The 19,069-nt window shown below is 42.2% G+C and carries 9 protein-coding genes; 1 reads left to right on the top strand and 8 read right to left on the bottom strand.

Annotation, left to right across the window (positions count from 1 at the left end; translation table 11 throughout):
• Positions 1–76: 76 nt before the first annotated feature.
• From R9C00_00705 to R9C00_00670, 8 genes are all read right to left on the bottom strand, one after another.
• On the bottom strand, positions 77–1,942 hold the full coding sequence (locus R9C00_00705) for a sodium/sugar symporter (protein ID WPO35970.1): 1,866 nt from the start codon (positions 1,940–1,942) through the stop codon (positions 77–79).
• 242 nt (positions 1,943–2,184) lie between these two features.
• The gene (locus tag R9C00_00700; protein WPO35969.1) at positions 2,185–3,045 is read right to left on the bottom strand and encodes a fumarylacetoacetate hydrolase family protein; all 861 of its coding nucleotides are present in this window, start codon (positions 3,043–3,045) and stop codon (positions 2,185–2,187) included.
• A gap of 275 nt (positions 3,046–3,320) precedes the next feature.
• Positions 3,321–4,826, bottom strand: a complete 1,506-nt coding sequence (locus R9C00_00695) for a glycosyltransferase family 2 protein (GenBank protein WPO35968.1) — start codon at positions 4,824–4,826, stop codon at positions 3,321–3,323.
• A gap of 322 nt (positions 4,827–5,148) precedes the next feature.
• Positions 5,149–6,672 (bottom strand): MBOAT family O-acyltransferase, encoded by a 1,524-nt coding sequence (locus R9C00_00690; GenBank protein WPO35967.1) that lies wholly within the window; start codon positions 6,670–6,672, stop codon positions 5,149–5,151.
• A 190-nt stretch (positions 6,673–6,862) separates the two neighbouring features.
• The gene (dxs, locus tag R9C00_00685) at positions 6,863–8,785 is read right to left on the bottom strand and encodes a 1-deoxy-D-xylulose-5-phosphate synthase (protein WPO35966.1); all 1,923 of its coding nucleotides are present in this window, start codon (positions 8,783–8,785) and stop codon (positions 6,863–6,865) included.
• 279 nt (positions 8,786–9,064) lie between these two features.
• Positions 9,065–9,862 carry a cobalamin-binding protein gene (locus tag R9C00_00680; protein WPO35965.1) on the bottom strand — a complete coding sequence of 266 codons (798 nt, stop codon included), beginning with the start codon at positions 9,860–9,862 and terminating at the stop codon, positions 9,065–9,067.
• Positions 9,863–10,177: 315 nt separating this feature from the next.
• Positions 10,178–11,110, bottom strand: a complete 933-nt coding sequence (locus R9C00_00675; protein WPO35964.1) for an exopolyphosphatase — start codon at positions 11,108–11,110, stop codon at positions 10,178–10,180.
• 181 nt (positions 11,111–11,291) lie between these two features.
• Complete coding sequence (locus R9C00_00670; protein ID WPO35963.1) at positions 11,292–12,587, bottom strand: SO_0444 family Cu/Zn efflux transporter; 1,296 nt, start codon at positions 12,585–12,587, stop codon at positions 11,292–11,294.
• Between the two features lie 852 nt (positions 12,588–13,439).
• On the opposite strand from R9C00_00670, the gene R9C00_00665 reads away from it, so the two are divergent.
• Positions 13,440–18,938: a putative Ig domain-containing protein gene (locus R9C00_00665; protein ID WPO35962.1), complete on the top strand. Its 5,499-nt coding sequence runs from the start codon at positions 13,440–13,442 to the stop codon at positions 18,936–18,938.
• Positions 18,939–19,069: the final 131 nt, after the last annotated feature.

Genomic DNA, 19,069 nt, shown 5'->3' with positions numbered 1-19,069 from the left:
TAAGCATACAAGAGCTTAAATAAAAAAAGACCCGGAGGAACTAACCTTCGGGTCCTTAATATTTCTAAAATAATCCTTACCAGAATACAGTGTAAAGAATAACAAGCAAAATGATGATCACGACAGAAGCAATATTGAAATTTGTATGCGTCTTGAAAAGTGACTTATCAATATCTATTGCGTGCTTATTATCTTTGATGTTGGTCATGATTCTATAAACCACAAAGGTGAATGAAACAAATGCCAAGTGGATTAATGTTTTAACCAACGACTCTGACATATCCCAACCTAAGGTATTGTTCAGTACTAACACCAATAGCGAAACAGTGAGAACCACTAGGTAGATTCCTATTCTGCTCATTGCATTTTCGGCGATTTTCAACCCTTTGCTTTCCATCACAGATACAACATACATTACCAATGAAAGTGCGAAGAACACTAGGCCCATCCTATCGAGGAATGGAATATTTGGGAAGCCAAACTTGATAGCCAACGAAAGCGGCAAGGTAAGCACCGCTACCCAAAGAGCACCACTAGTGGTTGCTTTTTTCCAGAAGAAACCATAGAAGAATATTACGAAAATACCTGGGCTCACCAAACCTGTATATTCTTGTATGTATTGGAATGCCTGTTCGATAGTTCCCAAAAGAGGGGCAACAATCACTGCAATAACGATTGCCACAACACTAATACCACGACCAACTGCAACCAGCCTTTTCTCTGAGGCATTTTTGTTTATGTAGTTTTTATAAATATCCATCGTAAAGATGGTGGCCGTACTGTTCATCATGGAAGCCAACGAAGAAACTACCGCTGCAACAAGCGCTGCAAATGCGGCACCTTTCAAACCTACAGGCAAAATGCTTAAAAGCGTAGGGTATGCTCTATCAGGCATTACCTTACCACCACCGGCTTGTAATGGATCAAACATCTTTTCGGAGAAAGAGCCTCCTGCTAGTTCTGCACCGTCCTTCAACAAAAGGCTATCCATATCGATAGCGCCTTCTCTCTGGAGCAATACGTAGGTAGCAATACCCGGAAGCACCACTATAAGAGGAACAATCAGCTTAAGGAAACCTGCGAACACAATACCTTTTTGCGCTTCGTTCAAACTTTTTGCAGCCAAAGCCCTTTGGGTAATATATTGGTTACAGCCCCAATAATTGAGGTTTACAATCCACATACCTCCTATTAAAAGCGTCACACCCGGTAAGTCCATGTAGTTCGGGTTGTCGCTAGAGAAAATCATATGGAAGTGAGAGTTTGCCTCTTCATAAACCATTCCCATACCTGAAGAAACGCTACCATCTCCCACTATTTCAAGCGCTAGCCATGTGGTGATGATACCACCCGCCACAAGCATTACCACTTGGATAACGTCCGTCCATGCTACCGCAGAAAGACCGCCATAAATAGAATAAAGAACCGCAAAAAGTGCCAAGCCCCCAATGGCCACATACACATTTACACCTTCCATAATGGTGATGATGGGCAATGAACCGAGGTACAAAACAGAGGTAAGGTTTACAAAAACGTAAAGCAATAACCAGAAAATTGCCAAAATTGACCTTACCCTGCCATCATAGCGTTGCTCCAAAAACTGGGGCATGGTGAAGATTTGTTTTTTGAGGAAAATCGGCATAAAATACTTTCCTACAATAATAAGGGTCGCCGCAGCCATCCATTCGTAAGTTGAGATCGCCAATCCCATTTTAAATCCAGATCCTGACATACCGATGATTTGCTCAGCGGAAATGTTAGAAGCGATAAGCGAAGCACCAATTGCCCACCAAGGCAATGAACGGCTTGCAAGAAAGTAATCGCTGGAATTTTTTTCATGGCCTTTTTTGTCCCTAGAGACCCAAAGTCCAATGAAAATAATCAAGGCGCAGTAAACCGCAAAGACGATATAGTCTAGCGTATCGAGCGTGGACATATTCATTTCTGTTTAGTAGTTTTTAAAAATTTCATTTCCTTTTAAAGAGTATTAAAAAATTTGCATTTTCTTGCACTGGTTAAAAGCAGGTTAAAACTAACTCAAACAGCGCATTTCTCAAAATTTAAAACATTCCCAAAATCTTATAAATAACTCAACAAAATGGAAAAATCTGCCATTAAAGGCTAAAAAAAGCTTTTTATGTTAAATGTTTATAATACATTTATTTTATATAAATAATTATATATTCACTCTTTTTCCCAAGCTGTTAACTTTTGCATAGAAGAGCCTAAACCATCTATACCCAATTCCACGAAATCTCCCGGTTTCAAGAAGCGCTGGGGCTCCATGCCCATGCCAACTCCCGAAGGAGTGCCTGTAGAAATAATATCGCCCGGCAATAACGACATAAATTGACTTAGATAACTTATAGTCTTGGGTATGTTATGAATCAGGTCTTTTGTATTTCCATCCTGCATTAGTTCACCGTTTACCTTGAGCCAAAGCCTTAGATTATGCGGGTCGTTGATTTCATTAGGCGTGGCAATGAACGGACCTAGCGGGGCAAACGTATCAGCGCTTTTTCCTTTTACCCACTGCCCTCCTCGCTCTAGTTGGAATTCCCGTTCGCTGTAGTCGTTGTGAAGGCAATAGCCCGCCAAATAATCTATCGCCTCTTCCTCGCTCACGTAGCTTGCTTTTTTCCCTATTACCAAGGCAAGCTCCACTTCCCAATCGGTTTTGGTGCTTCCTTTCGGGATGATCACATCGTCGTTGGGCCCACAAACTGCTGATACTGCTTTGAAAAATATTTTGGGTTCGGCAGGAGCTTTCCCGCCCGTTTCCGCTGCGTGCGCGGCATAGTTCAGCCCGAGGCAAATAATCTTTCCCGGTCTTTTTACAGGAGCAGCCAAGCGAACAGAAGTAGGGATTTCGGGGCAAGAAGCTTCGTTGCTTTTCAGCCAGCCTCCTAATTTTGTTACCCCATCGTTCCCAAAAAAATCTTCGTCGTAATCTTGACCAAAGACACTTACATCTAGACGTTTGCCACCTTCGGTAAGGATACCCGGCTTCTCACTACCAACTTCGCCAAATCGGATCAGTTTCATTTTCTACAGGTTCATAATGTGACAGAAAGTGGAAATTTACTGAAAATATCCCATCCTTTCCTCCACAAACTTCAACGTCTACAATTTTAGTCATTATAGAGCAGGAAACAGAGACGGTGAGTATGCAAAGGTTTGCACTCGGTTACTCAACAGGTCAGGTAAAAACTTAGAGCATGTATTAAAATTTAGGTTTTCATGCAAAAACGTGCACCGCGGCGGCGGAGCACTTTTGGGTTCTCACTTTAAAATAAAATTTAAACATGCTCTTATATTTTTTAGACTTGCAGCTTTTTCTTCACAAATAATAAGTGGAAAAGCCCTGAAGTCTTCAGCGACATATAGAAAATAGTGCCGAAGCCGAGGAAGAGGAAAAAATGGAAAGGCAGCAAGCCGAAGTCGCCTAGTCTGATGCCCGAGTAGATGCCGAAGGAAAAATAAAGAGCCAGCAAACCTTCGATGAGGGTTGCCCAAGAAAGCTTATTTTTTAGGTAGACGTTCCCCTTCCATTTGTCTCCACTGTTTTTGATATTGAACTTAGGCGTACGGACAAAAGGGGTTTTTCGCCCAATAAACCCCTCAAAAACGGCAATACCGTTGTGTAGGGAAAGCCCCATGGACATGGACATGAATAGGGGAAAGTTTTTGGCAAAATAGCTGAATGTTTTTTTGGGACTAACCCTTTTGGAGCTAAGCCAATAGAAATAGGTGATGCCCATAAAACCCAAAAGGAAAATACTTGCCAAATGAAACGCCAACTCCCACTCATGATGGGCATCTTTTATAAACAACGCTGGTACGCTCAGCATGGCAGCCACAAACAAAAACATAAACACGGAGCTGTTGAGCAAATGAAATACGGCATGTAGCTTTCGCCTAAAACCCAGATTGGATGAAAGTATCGTAGGAATATGTTTTTTAGCTGTTTCGGCTGCACCCTTATTCCAGCGGTATTGTTGCGATTTTATGGCGGGAATGGTAACAGGAAGCTCGGCAGGAGTAGTTACCTCTTCCAAATAAAGAAACTCCCAGTTCTTGAGCTGGGCTCGGTAGCTCAAGTCCAAGTCTTCCGTAAGTGTGTCGGGTTGCCAACCGCCAGCATCCAAAATGCAGCTTTTCCGCCACACTCCACCCGTACCGTTGAAATTGATAAAACTTCCGGCAAAGTTTCTTCCGCTTTGCTCTACGGTAAAATGCGCATCTAGCCCAAACGCCTGCAGCTTGGTAAGCAAGGAATAATTTTGGTTGATATGGCTCCAGCGAGTTTGCACCATCCCCACTTTTTCTTCTTCAAAATGCGGAAGCGTTTGGGAAAGGAAGTCTGGATCAGGCAAAAAATCCGCATCGAAAATAGCGATGAATTCTCCCTTAGCAAAGTCCAAGCCGTATTGCAAAGCACCTGCTTTGAACCCTATCCTATCTTTTCTTCGAATATGCTGTATATCAACACCTCTACTTGTTAGCGTCTCTATTTTCTTACGAATAATTTCCACCGTTTCATCGGTAGAATCATCAAGCACTTGTACTTCAAACTTATTCTTAGGGTAATCAAACTCGGCGATGTTTTCCAACAACCTTTCCACCACGTATAGCTCGTTGTAGATAGGCAACTGGATAGTTACAAAAGGAATTTCTTTTTCTCCAAAAGACTGCTTTCCTTCTTTCCCCCTAACAGGGGTTTGCTTGATTTTTCGGTAATACAAGCTCAAATGAAATTGCCCTAGGCTAAAAACGAAAACAACGGTAAGGCTCAAGCCATAGATGATGAGTACGAGTAGCTCCATATAAAAACATCCGAATGGTTAACCTTCGGAATAAGTATCTGATTGTTCTAGAAATAAACTTACCTCTTCGTCCTAAAGTTCAAAACAAAGGAAGAGAGCTGCAAAAATGACGAAATCCTAAGAAGCTGTTTGGGAATTATATTTAAAAATTGTTATCGCTTATTTTGGATGCAGAATAAGGCAAAATCGACAAAGATAGCTCCACTATCTTTGTCGATTTTAACATGGGCGGCTAGCCGAAATTATGTGTCAAAAGAAGCACATAAGAATTTTGAAGATACATTAAAAAACAGCTTCTTAGAAAGAACGGATTTTAGTTTTGTTAGAACTGGAAGTATATAAACGGTTGGATTTCCGATGCTTTCATTTGGAAAAGCAATAGGGCTACAGCCAAAGCAATGGTTGCCTTGGCAAAATCAGGAGCTTGAGTGAAGGCATCTTGCAACAACCTTTTCCAGCTTCCTGGCAGCCAGTGCCCTACAAACCCAACCAGCATCACCAAAAAGACATTTTTGTAAGAAACCAGTACTTCAGGAATGAGGGCTGTATTGAAATTGGAAACAATTTGGGACATTACTGCATGAGCATCGGCTATAGAAGATGCCCTAAAGTATATCCAGCAAAATGCTACGAAATGGAATGTGATGATTCCCGCGATCAGTTTAGATACGAAAGGCTCAGGTTTGTCCGATTTTGAACCTCTTACCTTCGCCAGCATCTCCATCCAAATTTTGTGGAAAGCCAAGGCTAGTCCGTGTAAAGCTCCCCAGATGATAAAGCGCATATGCGCCCCGTGCCACAAGCCCCCAAGTAACATGGTCAACAGCAAGTTTACATAGGTGCGGATATTTCCTTTTCTATTTCCTCCAAGAGAAATATAGAGGTAATCGCGCAGCCAAGAGGAGAGGGAAATGTGCCACCTACGCCAAAAATCGGTAATACTCGTTGCCTTGTAAGGCGAGTTGAAGTTGAGCGGCAGGCGGTAGCCCAAAAGCAAGGCAATGCCTATGGCAATATCGGTATAACCCGAAAAATCGCAATAGATCTGGATGGAATAACCATAGGTAGCCATTAGGTTTTCGAAACCCGAGTAGCTTCCTGGGCTTTGGAAAACCCTATCCACAAAGTTGATGGAGATATAATCCGAAACAAATATTTTCTTTATCAGCCCATTCAGAATAAGAAAGCCTGCTCTTCCAAACTCAGCCTGATTGAGACGGTATTTTTGATAAATCTGAGGGACAAAATCTGCAGCCCTTACGATGGGACCCGCCACTAGCTGTGGGAAAAAGCTCACATAAAAGGCAAAATCTAAAATATGCTTTACAGGCTCTAGCTTTCTTCGGTAAATATCTATGGTGTAGCTAATGGTCTGAAAGGTATAAAACGAAATTCCGACAGGAAGGAAAATCTTGCTCACATCCATTGTGGACTTGAAGAAAGTATTCACCGCCAAAGCAAGTACATTGGTTGTTTGGATGTGCGTATCAAAAATATTATTGAACGTATCGGTAAAGAAATAGGCGTATTTGAAATAACCAAGCAGCCCTAAGTTCACGATCAGGCTTATGGTCACATAGATTTTACGCTTTCTTTCATCGGTTTCCTTAAAAACCTTATTCCCCAGCACATAATCGACTACGGTGGAAAAGATGAGCAGGGTAAAATAGTAGCCACTGGAGAGGTAGTAGAAATACAAAGAGAAAATAAGTAGCAACAGGTTTCGAAGCGAGTTTTGCTTGTAAACCAGTTGGTAAACCACCATCAACACCCCAAAAAACACCCAAAATATGGCTTGGGTAAAAATTAAGGGATAATTCTCCTTATAAATAAAAATGTCCAGCATCTATGGTTCAATCGAATAATAATCACTCCTATGGGAGGCAATATCAGAAATCGCACGAAATAAATCATTTATTTCGAGAATCGGTAAATTCTGCGAACTAAAATAAATTGAAGAGAAAGCGAGGTTAGCTATGAAACAAAAAAAGCATCCAACTTCTCAGTCGGATGCTTTCTGATTTATCAACATTTTTTTACACATGCACGGGGGAAATCACCATTTCCTCCACTGTTTTGGCAATGCTTTCTGGGTCGAAGCCTGCATAGCGGTGCAGCTCGATTTGCTCGCCTTGCTCTATTACCTCATCGGGGATACCCAAGAGCTGGACTTTTGTATTTTTGTAGTCATTTGCCGCCATAAATTCGAGCACGGCACTACCAAACCCTCCTTGTATGCAACCATCTTCCACAGTAATAACCTTATCGAATTTGCCAAAAACCTCGTGGAGCATATCAGCATCTAGTGGTTTCACAAAACGCATATCGTAATGTGCCACCGAAATTCCTTTTTTATCTAACTCGGCACAGGCTTTCACGGCATAGTTGCCAATGTGACCTATGGTAAGAATAGCAATATCTTTCCCCTCTTTTATTTTCCTTCCCGTACCTACCTTTATTTCCTTAAAAGGAGTCCTCCATTCAGGCGTAACACCTTTTCCCCTAGGGTAGCGAATGGTAAATGCACCCGTTTCCCTTGGAAGTTGGGAAGTGTACATCAAATTCCTTAGCTCAGGTTCGTCCATTGGTGCAGCAATTACCATATTCGGGATGCAGCGCATGTAGGCAATATCGTAAGCTCCGTGGTGTGTAGCCCCATCTGCCCCGGCAAAACCCGCCCTATCGAGGCAGAAATTTACCGCTAGGTTTTGGATGCACACATCGTGGATCACCTGATCGAACGCTCGCTGCATAAAACTTGAGTAGATGTTGCAGTAAGGCAAAAAGCCCTGCGTAGCCATTCCTGCAGAAAATGTTACTGCATGCTGCTCGGCTATCCCCACATCAAATGCCCTTTTGGGCATTGCCTTCATCATAATATTCATAGATGAACCCGAAGGCATGGCAGGGGTGATTCCCACTATTTTATCGTTTTGCTCGGCAAGCTCCACTATGGTATGCCCAAAAACCTCTTGATACTTAGGTGCTTGCGGAGTATCAAAGATCTGCTTTTTTATCTCGCCTGTAACCTTGTCAAATTTACCCGGCGCATGCCATTTGGTCTGGTCTTTCTCTGCCAAGGCATAGCCTTTTCCTTTGGTAGTAATGCAATGCAACAATTTAGGCCCAGGAATATTTTTAAGGTCGTTGAGCACATGTACCATGTGGTTTACGTCATGCCCATCAACTGGACCAAAATACCTCAGGTTCAATGCTTCAAACAAATTGCTGTGGTTCAGTAAAACTGACTTTACTAAATGATCTATTTTGGATGCGACTTCCCTAGCACCTGGCGCTACTTTTTCGAGCTTACCGAGCATGTGCCACATATCGTCTTTTACCTTATTGTAAAAATGCGAAGTAGTGATATCGGTCAGATAATCTTTTAGCGCGCCCACGTTCGGGTCAATCGCCATGCAGTTATCGTTCAGGATGATGATCAAGTTGCTATCCGCTACGCCAGCGTGGTTCAAGGCCTCAAAAGCCATCCCCGCTGTCATTGCCCCATCTCCTATTACGGCAATGTGCTGCTTTTCCGTATCGCCTGCTAGCTGCGACGCCACTGCCATACCCAAAGCTGCGGAGATAGAAGTGGAGGAGTGCCCTACCCCAAACGTATCGTACTCGCTCTCGAACCTGCGGGGGAAACCAGAAATACCATCATATGTCCTATTGGTGTGGAATTGATCTCTTCTGCCCGTCAATATTTTGTGTCCATAGGCTTGGTGCCCTACGTCCCACACGAGCATATCGTTGGGCGTGTTGAACACATAGTGGAGTGCAACAGTCATTTCCACCACCCCCAAACTTGCGCCAAAATGCCCTCCATATACCGAAACATTATCAATGATGAATTGTCGGAGTTCGGTACAAACTTGGAACAATTGGGCTTCGTCGAGTTCCCTAAGCTGGTGGGGACTGTCTATTTTGGATAATAATTCTCCTGGCTTGATCAACATTAGCTAAAATATTTGGGTAGTGGCTGTCGAATAAATACGCATGTTTTTAATAAACCTTGCCAGTACCTTAAAATCAATAATTTAAAAAGCAGTGGCAAATTTACGCTTTTCAAGAATGGTTTTTAAACACGCTTCTAATTCTTTTGTTTAAATCAGGCTCTTATCGACAAAAATAAGCCCAATGTTAAACAGTAGGTCTAATAACAGGGCTTAGTAAAGCTAAGATAGGCAGGTAAGAAGTCAAAATTTAAGATCAATTGTTTTCTAAACCTTTCTTTTTCAATCAGAAAATCCCTCTATTATTTCCACCAACCTATCGAGGCCATCTGTAAGCGCAGCAGGACCTGGCTGTAATATGATGGATGATTTTATTTCGTACAAATGCCTGTTTCGCACCGCAGGAATTTCCTCCCAACCTGGGCGGGCTTTTACCTTTTCTGGTTTGAACATTTTCCCACACCAAGAGGCTATCAAGATATCAGGCTGGCGACGGATAACCTCGGTAGGGTCGGCTATTATTCGCTCTTTAGCTAGTTTTTTGGAAGGGAATTCGGGAAAACATTCCTTTCCTCCCGCTATTTCTATCAGCTCTGAAACCCAGCCAATTCCGCTGATGAGCGGATCGTACCACTCCTCAAAATAGACAACTGGCTTTTCTTTCTTCTGAGCTGATTTTTCTGCCAAACTGTTTATCCGCTCCTCCAATTGCTCTACCAAAATTGCCGCTTTTTCGGTTTCCCCAATCACGTTTCCCAGCATCCGCATCATGGTCAAAATCTCATTGACACTTCGCTGGTTAAATATCAGCACTTGGATTCCTTCTTTTATCAACTGGGAGGCAATGGTCGCTTGCAAATCAGAAAAGCCAACTACCAAATCGGGCTTTAAGGCTTTTATTTCATCAACTTTTGCCTCGGTAAAGGTGCAGATCACAGGCTTTTCTTTGCGAATGTCTTTGGGGCGAACGGTAAACCCCGAAATACCTACTATTTTATCTTTCGCACCGAGGAGACAAAGGGTCTCTGTGGGTTCTTCGGTAAGGCAAACGATGCGCTGGGGGTAGCTACTTTTGAACATATTTTTTGTTTAGAAAATGAAAAAATAAGAGCATGTTTAAAAGTATACTGCAATACCTATAAAACCAAAAGCCCTCACGACTTAGCTTACGAGGGCTTTTGGTATCCAAACATCTCAAACTCTTATTGGTATTGAATACTATTATAGTGCTTTCTTTTCTGTTTAGCCTCTTTGGTGTTGCAATAGGGTTTGGAACAAGAAGCTAAAAATGCTAGGATTACGATGAAAATCATCAACTTTACTTTCATAATGCAGGTTTTTGATTGTAAGACTCTTTACACGAAAAACGCTTTAGAAAGTTTAAAAAGATAGGTATTAAGACATGTTTGGAGAGCTTTTCCCCATTTGGTAAAGCACCCCTTCTTTGAGAGAAGCTTTTGACACGATCAGTTTTTCAAACCCACCTTTGTGAAGTAGAAAATCCGCCAGTACCGATGCAACTACTATCATATCTACCCGCTTTTCCAGCATTCCGGGAATCTCCAACCGCCCTGCCCTGTCTTTTTCCACAAACTGCTGATGTATGGATAGATACGCCGAAATAGGCACTTCAAATACTTCTCCCCCGTCTTTAGGCAGACCTTTTTCCTGACAGTAAATATCTTGTACGGTATCGAACGTGCCGGCACAGCCCACCATCATTTTAGGCTGATGTTTTTCTATTTCCCCAAACACTTCCTCTAGCTTTCCATCCAAAAAAGAAGTCAACCTAAGTAGCTCATCTTTGGCAATAGGGTCGGAATGATGGAAAGCATCTACCAAGCGCTGTGCACCAATCTCGATACTCCGCTTCCAGAAAACAGTTTCTCCATCGGCAATGATGAACTCCACACTCCCACCGCCTATATCCAAAATCAACATTTTTTCCTTGCCCGGATCGAATACCGACCTTACCCCAGAATATATAAACCCAGCTTCTTCGTTACCATCGATCACCCTTGGCAAAATCCCTGTTTCTTTTTCAATCTTCTCTAAGAAGGTTCTTGAATTTTTGGCACTACGGATAGCACTGGTTGCCGTAGCATGAATTTCTCCAGCCCCATGTTCAAGTGCGTGAGCTTGTAATTTTTTCAGTGCAATAATAGCACGCTCCATCGCCTCGTCGGTAATTTTTCCTTCACTGATGCCCCCTTTCCCTATTTTCACAAAAAAACTCGTCCTGAAAAGTGGGGTAAAACCATCGGGGTCGGGCTTCCCGACCAAAAGCTGGAACGTATTGGTTCCCATGTCGATAACTGCAATATTCATGAATGTGGGTTTAGGGGGAAATGTTTATTTATTGCTTTGGTTCAGTTTCACACGAAAAAACTGTTCAAACCTAACTAGCGAGGACGCTCTAGATATTTAGGTTAAAAAATCACAAACATAAGCAAAAGACGCTCAAGTTGAGCGTCTCTACCATTTATGCCTAGTTGTATCGCTTTAAACCCTACTCAACTCCTACGTATTCGTAGCCAATATCCTCTACCTTGCCTTTAATCTTATCCAAATCCAGCCCCTCACCTTCTATCACCACTTGAGCTGTTGGCAAATCTACCAAGGCTTTCTCCACTCCTTCCATGCCTCCTATGTTTTTCTCCACATTCGCCTTGCAATGGTTACAAGTCATTCCATTTACTTTGATGGTCACTTGGTTCATCTGATTATCATTTATAGGTTGGTTATTAATTGATTTCGTAATACTTCGCGAAGCAAGCCATTTCTGCACATAGCCATTTATAATTAGCCCTACCAGCGTAATACTGCTTGCCACTGCCAGCCACATAGGTACCAGATGGTTGCCATGTTCGTGGATATGTTGTGGCATTCCCATCAGCAAAAACTCTCGGGTAAAAAATTCGTTGATGATAGCCCCAAAAAAGAAAGAGCCGACTATGATAGTCCCCAAATAGATAGCTGCCACTTTTTTGCCCATCGTTTTGGCTATTACCGTGATAGTGGCCACGTTGGTAGCAGGGCCTGCCATCAGGAAAACCAGCACCGCACCAGGTGATACGCCCTTCATAAGCAATACCGCCGCTATGGGTACCGAGCCCGTGGCACAGACATAAATAGGCACGGCGGCCACCAACACAATGAGCATTCCCAAATATGGATTACTGATGGTCTGGCTAAAATAATCATCGGGCACTAGCACCGAAATAAGCGCGGCAATGGCCAAGCCGATCACTAGCCACTTGGCTATATCTTGGAGAAATTCTACAAAAGCATAATGCAACATCCTTACAACGGCTGGCTTTGCTTTTTTGGGAACAGCCGTAGAAGAACAGCTTCCATCCTCGCAACAATCTTCCGCTTCTTTCACTTCTTCGCCTTTGTCTAGCTTGTTGGTGAGCAGGCCTCCGGCTATTCCGGTAAATAATGCCACAACGGGGCGAATGATAGCCAAAGGCCAGCCCAACAGCGAATAAGTCGCCATTACCGAATCCACGCCCGTTTGGGGGGTGGAGATGAGAAACGAAACCGTTGCCCCTTTCGATGCGCCATTTTTGTTGATGGCCACTCCCGTGGGGATGACTCCGCAAGAGCAAAGCGGCAGCGGCACTCCCAAAAGAGCGGCATTGAGCACCGAAGCAAAATTATTCTTGCCCAAATATTTATTCACCTTCTCTTGGGGAAAATACACATGCAAGATACCTGCTATCAAGAATCCCAACAGAAGATAGGGAGCCATCTCGTTGGTGAGCGTGATGAGGGCGGAAATGTAGTCGGTTATAAATTCCATTATTGTGGTCTGTTAAGAATCGGGGTGCAAGTTACGGGTTTAGTTTGTACTAAACCGTTTAAAGACCTTGCCCTACCCAGTATTTTTTTCCAATTTAATAGCCAAAAGATCCTCAGTTATCATTTGCTATTCAAACTTCCCAAAAGGAACAACATTGGGGGAAAATAAATTCGAGAAATTTTTCCTACTTTACCCTTCTTCGCTCTTCTGCCATCCCTTATTTTGAAATTCTTCTCCCTCAAAAGACACCAATTGGTGACGTTTCTACTTCACTTACCCTAAGAGGTGCTTTTAGGTACAGGAGAACAAAGCAAAGGCGCATTTTTCAAAAAATCACTTTTTCCTATAAATATCACATATATTTTGAGAAGCAAGATATGCCACGAATTTGCAATAAAATAAAAACCAACAACACTAGCCTTCTCACGCTTTTACACTCATGATTAAAACAATATAACGAAATCTTCTTTATTTACAGAATAATTTAGTTGAAATACACCAAAATACAGACTGAAACAAAATTTACACAACTCACACAATTGCTTAATAACTGTTAAACAGGTGTGCACTTTTAAACAAGACGACGTATTCTTGTAGTGTAATCTGCGACAAAAACGATATAAATATTCCAATAGGGAAATAAACTTACTCAGATAACCTCTGAAAAAATCTTCTTTACTTAAGCACCGTCTCTACTTTCAGCTCATTCAGGGTAAACCTGATGGCACTCATTTTTTATGCCTGCTCCAAAAAAGCTCATGGTATAAGAGTGTCCATCTTTTACCTGACTTTTTATTTGAGAAATTGAATGTTTGACCAAAAACAAATGAATACACAGAAACAATAACAACAATGAAAAGGAAACTTTACATCCAAAAAAATGCGAGGCTTTGGTGTATGATTTTTTGCACCATGCTCCTGCTAACAGGCAGTAATTTATTCGCCCAAACCCGAATTATGCCCTTGGGCAATTCGATTACTTATGATAATAACACTTATCATAATACTCACCCAAAAACTCCTGAACCTCATATAGATAGAAAAAGCTACAGAAGACCTTTGGATAGTCTATTGACTGAAGGCGGTTATTCTTTCGACTTTGTGGGTAGCCAACGAGCAGGTGATCCTGATGTATTCGATATTGATAATGAGGGGTATCCGGGTATGAGTATTGATTTCATTGCAGGAAAGGTGTACGATTTATTAACAGCCAATCCTGCCGATTATGTGCTATTACATATAGGCACTAATGATTCAGGCATAGGGACTCCTGCTAGCAGAGCTGAAAAAGTAGGCGAATTATTGGACGAAATAGATAGGTACGAAACAGATAATAGTACCGAGGTCACTGTGCTATTGGCTTTGATTATAAACAAGGCGGCACCCACAGCAAGTGCGGATATTACAGATTTCAATTCAGCCGTAGTTACTATGGCACAAGAAAGGGTGGCAAATGATGGCGATGAGATTGTGTTAGTAGATATGGAAAACGGTGCAGGGTTGGACTACAGAGTAGACGGCATTGTTCCTTACGATGATGGAGATTTCCATGATGAACTACATCCAAATGATGACGGGTATGTAAAAATGGCACATGTGTGGTACGATGCTTTAACAAATATTTTAACGCCAAGTGACTGTGTTGACTGTGAAGACTGTCCTGAAGGCATAGCGCATTATTGGCATTTGGATCAAGGACTGGTAGAGGGAGACGGAGCGTTTTATGCAGACTCAATAGGATCACTGGTAGCTACTCCAACTGGTGAGCCGCTTGCTGTTGAAGCCAAAATAGGGAGAACTTCTGCACGTTTCAATGGCTCAAACTATCTTTCTGTTAGTAACGCAGGTGGTGAGTTTAATTGGACAAAAGATGAAAGCTTTACCATAGAGTTGTGGATGAAAGATGAAGGCACTACCAATTTAGGTGTGTTTGCTGGTAAAATTGATAATACTGTTGCTAAAGGAATGCAAATATGGGTAGGTATGAATCCAGATGGTACGGCAGCATTTCAATTACTTGAAAAAGATGGTGTTAATAATAAGCAAATTAATAGTACTGGGGTATTTGTTGACGATGGCAATTGGCACCATATAGTTGCCGTAAGGGATGCTTCCGTAAATCAAAATAGGCTGTATGTAGATGGAGTATTGAGGGGGTCAGTCTCTACTGTAGGGCTTTACGAAGGTGACTTTGATGCGCCAGTAGACTTTTTGATTGGAACTTCAACTATTGGTGGTACTTCTTTTACTGGAAGTATCGACGAAGTGGCTGTGTATAATTCTGCTGTTGGAATGATGAATATTACTGCTCACTACAATGGCGGAACAGGAAGAAGGTTTTGTGATGAGGGTGTAAGTAATAACAATCCTCCTGAAGTCTCTTCTGAAAAAGAGGTTTATGTAAATGAGGGGGAAGAACTTAACTATTTGCTAACTGCTACTGATGAAGATGGTGATGTCGTTAGCTTCCAAAATAATTACAGACCGAGTTGGATTGGTGAAGACGGCTGGGATGGTGAAAGGTTAAGAAAAATGACTACAAGTGCCCAAATAGGTGAACACGAAGCCAGTTTTAAAGTTAGTGACACAAAAACATTTGTTTTCTTCAATCTTGCCATTTATGTAAATGCCAAACCAGAGATTAAAAGTGTACCAAGTACTGTAACTGTAAAAAACACTGAGTATAGCTACAAACTAGAGGCCTTAGATAAATACCTCAATGAGCATACATGGTCTGTGAAAGAAGGTCCAGCGTGGTTAAGCGTAGATGTTACGGCAACAGATACTACATTGGTAGGTACTCCACCAGCGGTGGGTGATTACGATGTGGTTTTAGAAGTAACTGACGGTTATGCCACTACTAAACAAACATTTACACTAAGTGTAGTTACTGACAATAAAAAACCTGTATTCAGCTCGACTCCTGTTACCAACGCTACCCAAGGCGATGATTATGAATATACTGTAGCAGCTACAGATGCAGATGGAGATGACCTTACTTTCTCTATAGAAAGCGTATTACCAGGCTGGCTATCTTTCGATCCAGCTACTAAAAAGCTAACAGGCACCCCTGGAAGCGGCGATGTTAAAGATGTTTCTGTTACCATAAAAGCAGATGACGGTGAAGGCGAAAGCAATAGTGAGGCTTTCCAAGTATTCACTATAGTTGTAGCCAACATCAACGATGCCCCTGAGTTCGACTTAGCCGTATCTCCTATTACAGACGATGCCGAACAAGGTACTGAGTTTACTTATACCGTTAAGGCTACTGATGCCGACGAAGATGCTCTTGTTTATTCTCCAGAGAACTTGCCAACTTGGTTGACTTTTGTAAGCCCTAATAAAGTAGTAGGAACGCCGGGCAACGAACATGTAGGTGACACTGTTTTCACTGTAAAAGCGGACGATCAGCAAGGCGAAGGAAATAGCATTACCTCACAAGTAGTAACTGTAACCGTAAGTAATATCAACGATGCCCCTGTATTCACATCGGCTACTACCGATGCGGCTACGGAAGATATCGAGTTTACATACACAATTGCTGCAACTGACGATGATGGTGATGACCTTACCTTCTCGGCTGAGAATTTACCTGGCTGGTTGAGCTTTGAAGCACCAAACTTAGTAAAAGGAACACCGCTTAACGAAAATGTGGGCGACACTGTTTTCACCGTAAAAGCAGATGACGGAAACGGTAGCATAATAACTCAAAATGTTGAAGTATCTGTTACCAATGTAAACGATGCTCCTGAGTTTACATCTACTCCAAGTACCGAGGTGAATGAAGGTGATGCCTATGCTTATACTCTCGAAGTAGAAGATATTGATGCAGGCGATGAAATCACGCTTTCTGCTCCTACTTTGCCAACCTGGTTGAGCTTCAACGAATTCACTGGTGAGCTAAAAAGCATCGCTAATCCTGATGATGCTGAAGTAGGCTCTCACGATGTCCTGTTGAAAGCCACCGATGGTGATGTAGAGATTGAGCAAAGCTTCTCCATTGTAGTAGTGAACGCTAACGATGCACCAGCATTTACATCTGTTCCTGTTACTGCTGCAACAGAAGAGCAACCATATTCTTACACGGCTACTGCTGAAGACGACGATGCTGACGCGGTATTGAGCTTCACTGGAATTACTATTCCTGACTGGATGAGCTTTGATGCTGCTACTGGCAAGCTAACTGGCGATCCTGACGACAAAGAAGTGAAAGAAGGTCCATACAATGTAGTTCTTAGTGTATCTGATGGTATTGCCGATGCTGTTGACCAAGAATTTACTGTCACAGTAACTAATGTAAACGACAAGCCGGTTATTACTTCTGCAGCTATTACCACTGCTAGCAAAGATGTTCTGTATGAATATACTTTCACTGCAACGGACGCTGATGGTGATGACCTTACGCTTTCCGCTTCTATCCCTGTATGGTTGAGCTTCGATGCTTCTACCGGCTTATTGAGCGGAACTCCTGGCTTAGCGCAAACAGGAGAATATGTGGTCACTCTAGAAGCTACTGATGGAACAGCTACTGCTACTCAAACATTTAAGCTAAATGTGATAGATGCTAACAACCCTCCTACCAGTATTGCTTTAAGCGGGATGACTGTAGAAGAAGGAAGTGCAACAGGAACATTCATTGGTAAACTTAGTACGGAAGATGAAGATGCTGACGATGAGCATACATATACTTTGCCTGAGCTTTTTGCCAACAACAGTGAGTTTGAAATATCAAACGATTCTTTGTTCACCAAGTCTGGCAACTTCGATTACGAAACAAAAGATCAATACCTTATAAGGGTAGTTGTAAGCGATGGCAACGATGGTACTTTCCAAAAGGATTTCACTATCAATGTAGTCAACCTCAACGAGGAACCAACCAACATTCTTTTGAGTTCTTTCACAGTAGAAGAAAATGCTGTTGAGGGAACTGAAGTTGGTACGTTGAGCACAGTAGACGAAAATGGTGAAGATAGCCACACGTACTCGCTTCTTGATGGTGTTGATGACAATGCTTCTTTCGAGCTTAGCGGGAACAAGCTACTTACCAAAGCAGTATTCAACTTTGAAACAAAAACAAGCTACAAAGTAACTGTGAAGTCTGACGATGGCAATGGTGGTACTATAGAGAAGCAGTTCATAGTGAAAATAAAAGATGCTAACGATGCGCCAACTAGCCTAAACCTTAGCAATAATGTAGTTGCCGAAGATGCTGCAATTGGCGCAGTAGTGGGCAACCTTTCTACTACAGACGAGGATGCTACAGACAGCCATACGTATTCACTCACAGGCACTTCTGATGACAACAACTTGTTCGAAATAGACGGCAACCAACTGAAAACAAAAGTAGTACTCAACTATGAAGACTCTCCTAAATACACTATTAACGTAAAAGTTGAAGATGCGGCAGGAGCCAGTTTCTCTAAGCAGATCACCATATTAGTTGGAGATATCAGCGATACGTACGCACTTGGTGGCAAGCTTGCCAAAGTTGGTGGCGAGGCTGTAAATGAAAGCGAAGTAATCCTTTACAAAAAACTTGGAAAAGGAGAGTACGAGGAAATTTCCAAACAAACATTGGTTGAAACAGACACCTTTACTTTTGAGCAATTGCCGCTTGGCGAATACACAGTAAAAGTTACGGCAACAGCAACTGACCTATTGCCTACTTACTACGGCGATGTATTGCTCTTAACTGATGCTAGTGTAGAAGCGTTGACCAATGCAGATGAAAGCTTTGGAGTGATCACCGTGATGGCAAAACCAGCGCCGACTGCAGGTTACTCAACCATAGATGGCGAAATTGGCAAACCAAGTGGACGTGATCCTCTTTCAGGTGTGAACATTTATCTGTACGATAAAACAACTGGCGAACTAGTAGCCTTTGTGACATCAGGCACAGATGGATCATTCACTTTCGAAAACCTTGAAATAGGAACGTACATTGTAAAACCCGATTATGAAGGTACTCCTGTAGAAGAAACTACAAGTGAGGTGAAAATCAAATTCAATAGAGAAGAAATCTATGCCCTTGTATCGGTAACTTCTTCTCAAATCATTATGACAACTGACCAAGTGACTGGAATTGAAGACGAGCTTAAGCTTAGCAATATATCGGTATACCCGAACCCAGTACAAGACCAATTGACTATCAGCCTTGAAAACAATGTAAGTGGTACTTACGAATTGAGGTTGTTCAACCAATCAGGCCAATTGATCCAACTTGATCAGTTCACTAAGAGTGATTTTGCAAACGAGCATAGCATAAGCCTAGGCACATTGCCAACTGGCTTGTACATACTTCACGTAATTAAAGATCAGCAAATGGCTGTGAAAAAGGTAGTGAAGCAATAAAGATCCCCTCGTAGGGATGTAAGGAGTCGGGGCAGTAAACCTGTCTGGCTTTTTTCCTGAAATTTCTGTTATTTGTCTCAAAACCATCCTGTTCATGCAGGGTGGTTTTCTTTTTTATTGGTGAGGAACTT

This window comes from Flammeovirgaceae bacterium SG7u.111, assembly GCA_034044135.1.
Taxonomy (GTDB): Bacteria; Bacteroidota; Bacteroidia; order Cytophagales; family Flammeovirgaceae.
The sequence above is the reverse complement of the archived record's forward strand: the minus strand, read 5'-3'. Positions and strand labels throughout refer to the sequence as shown.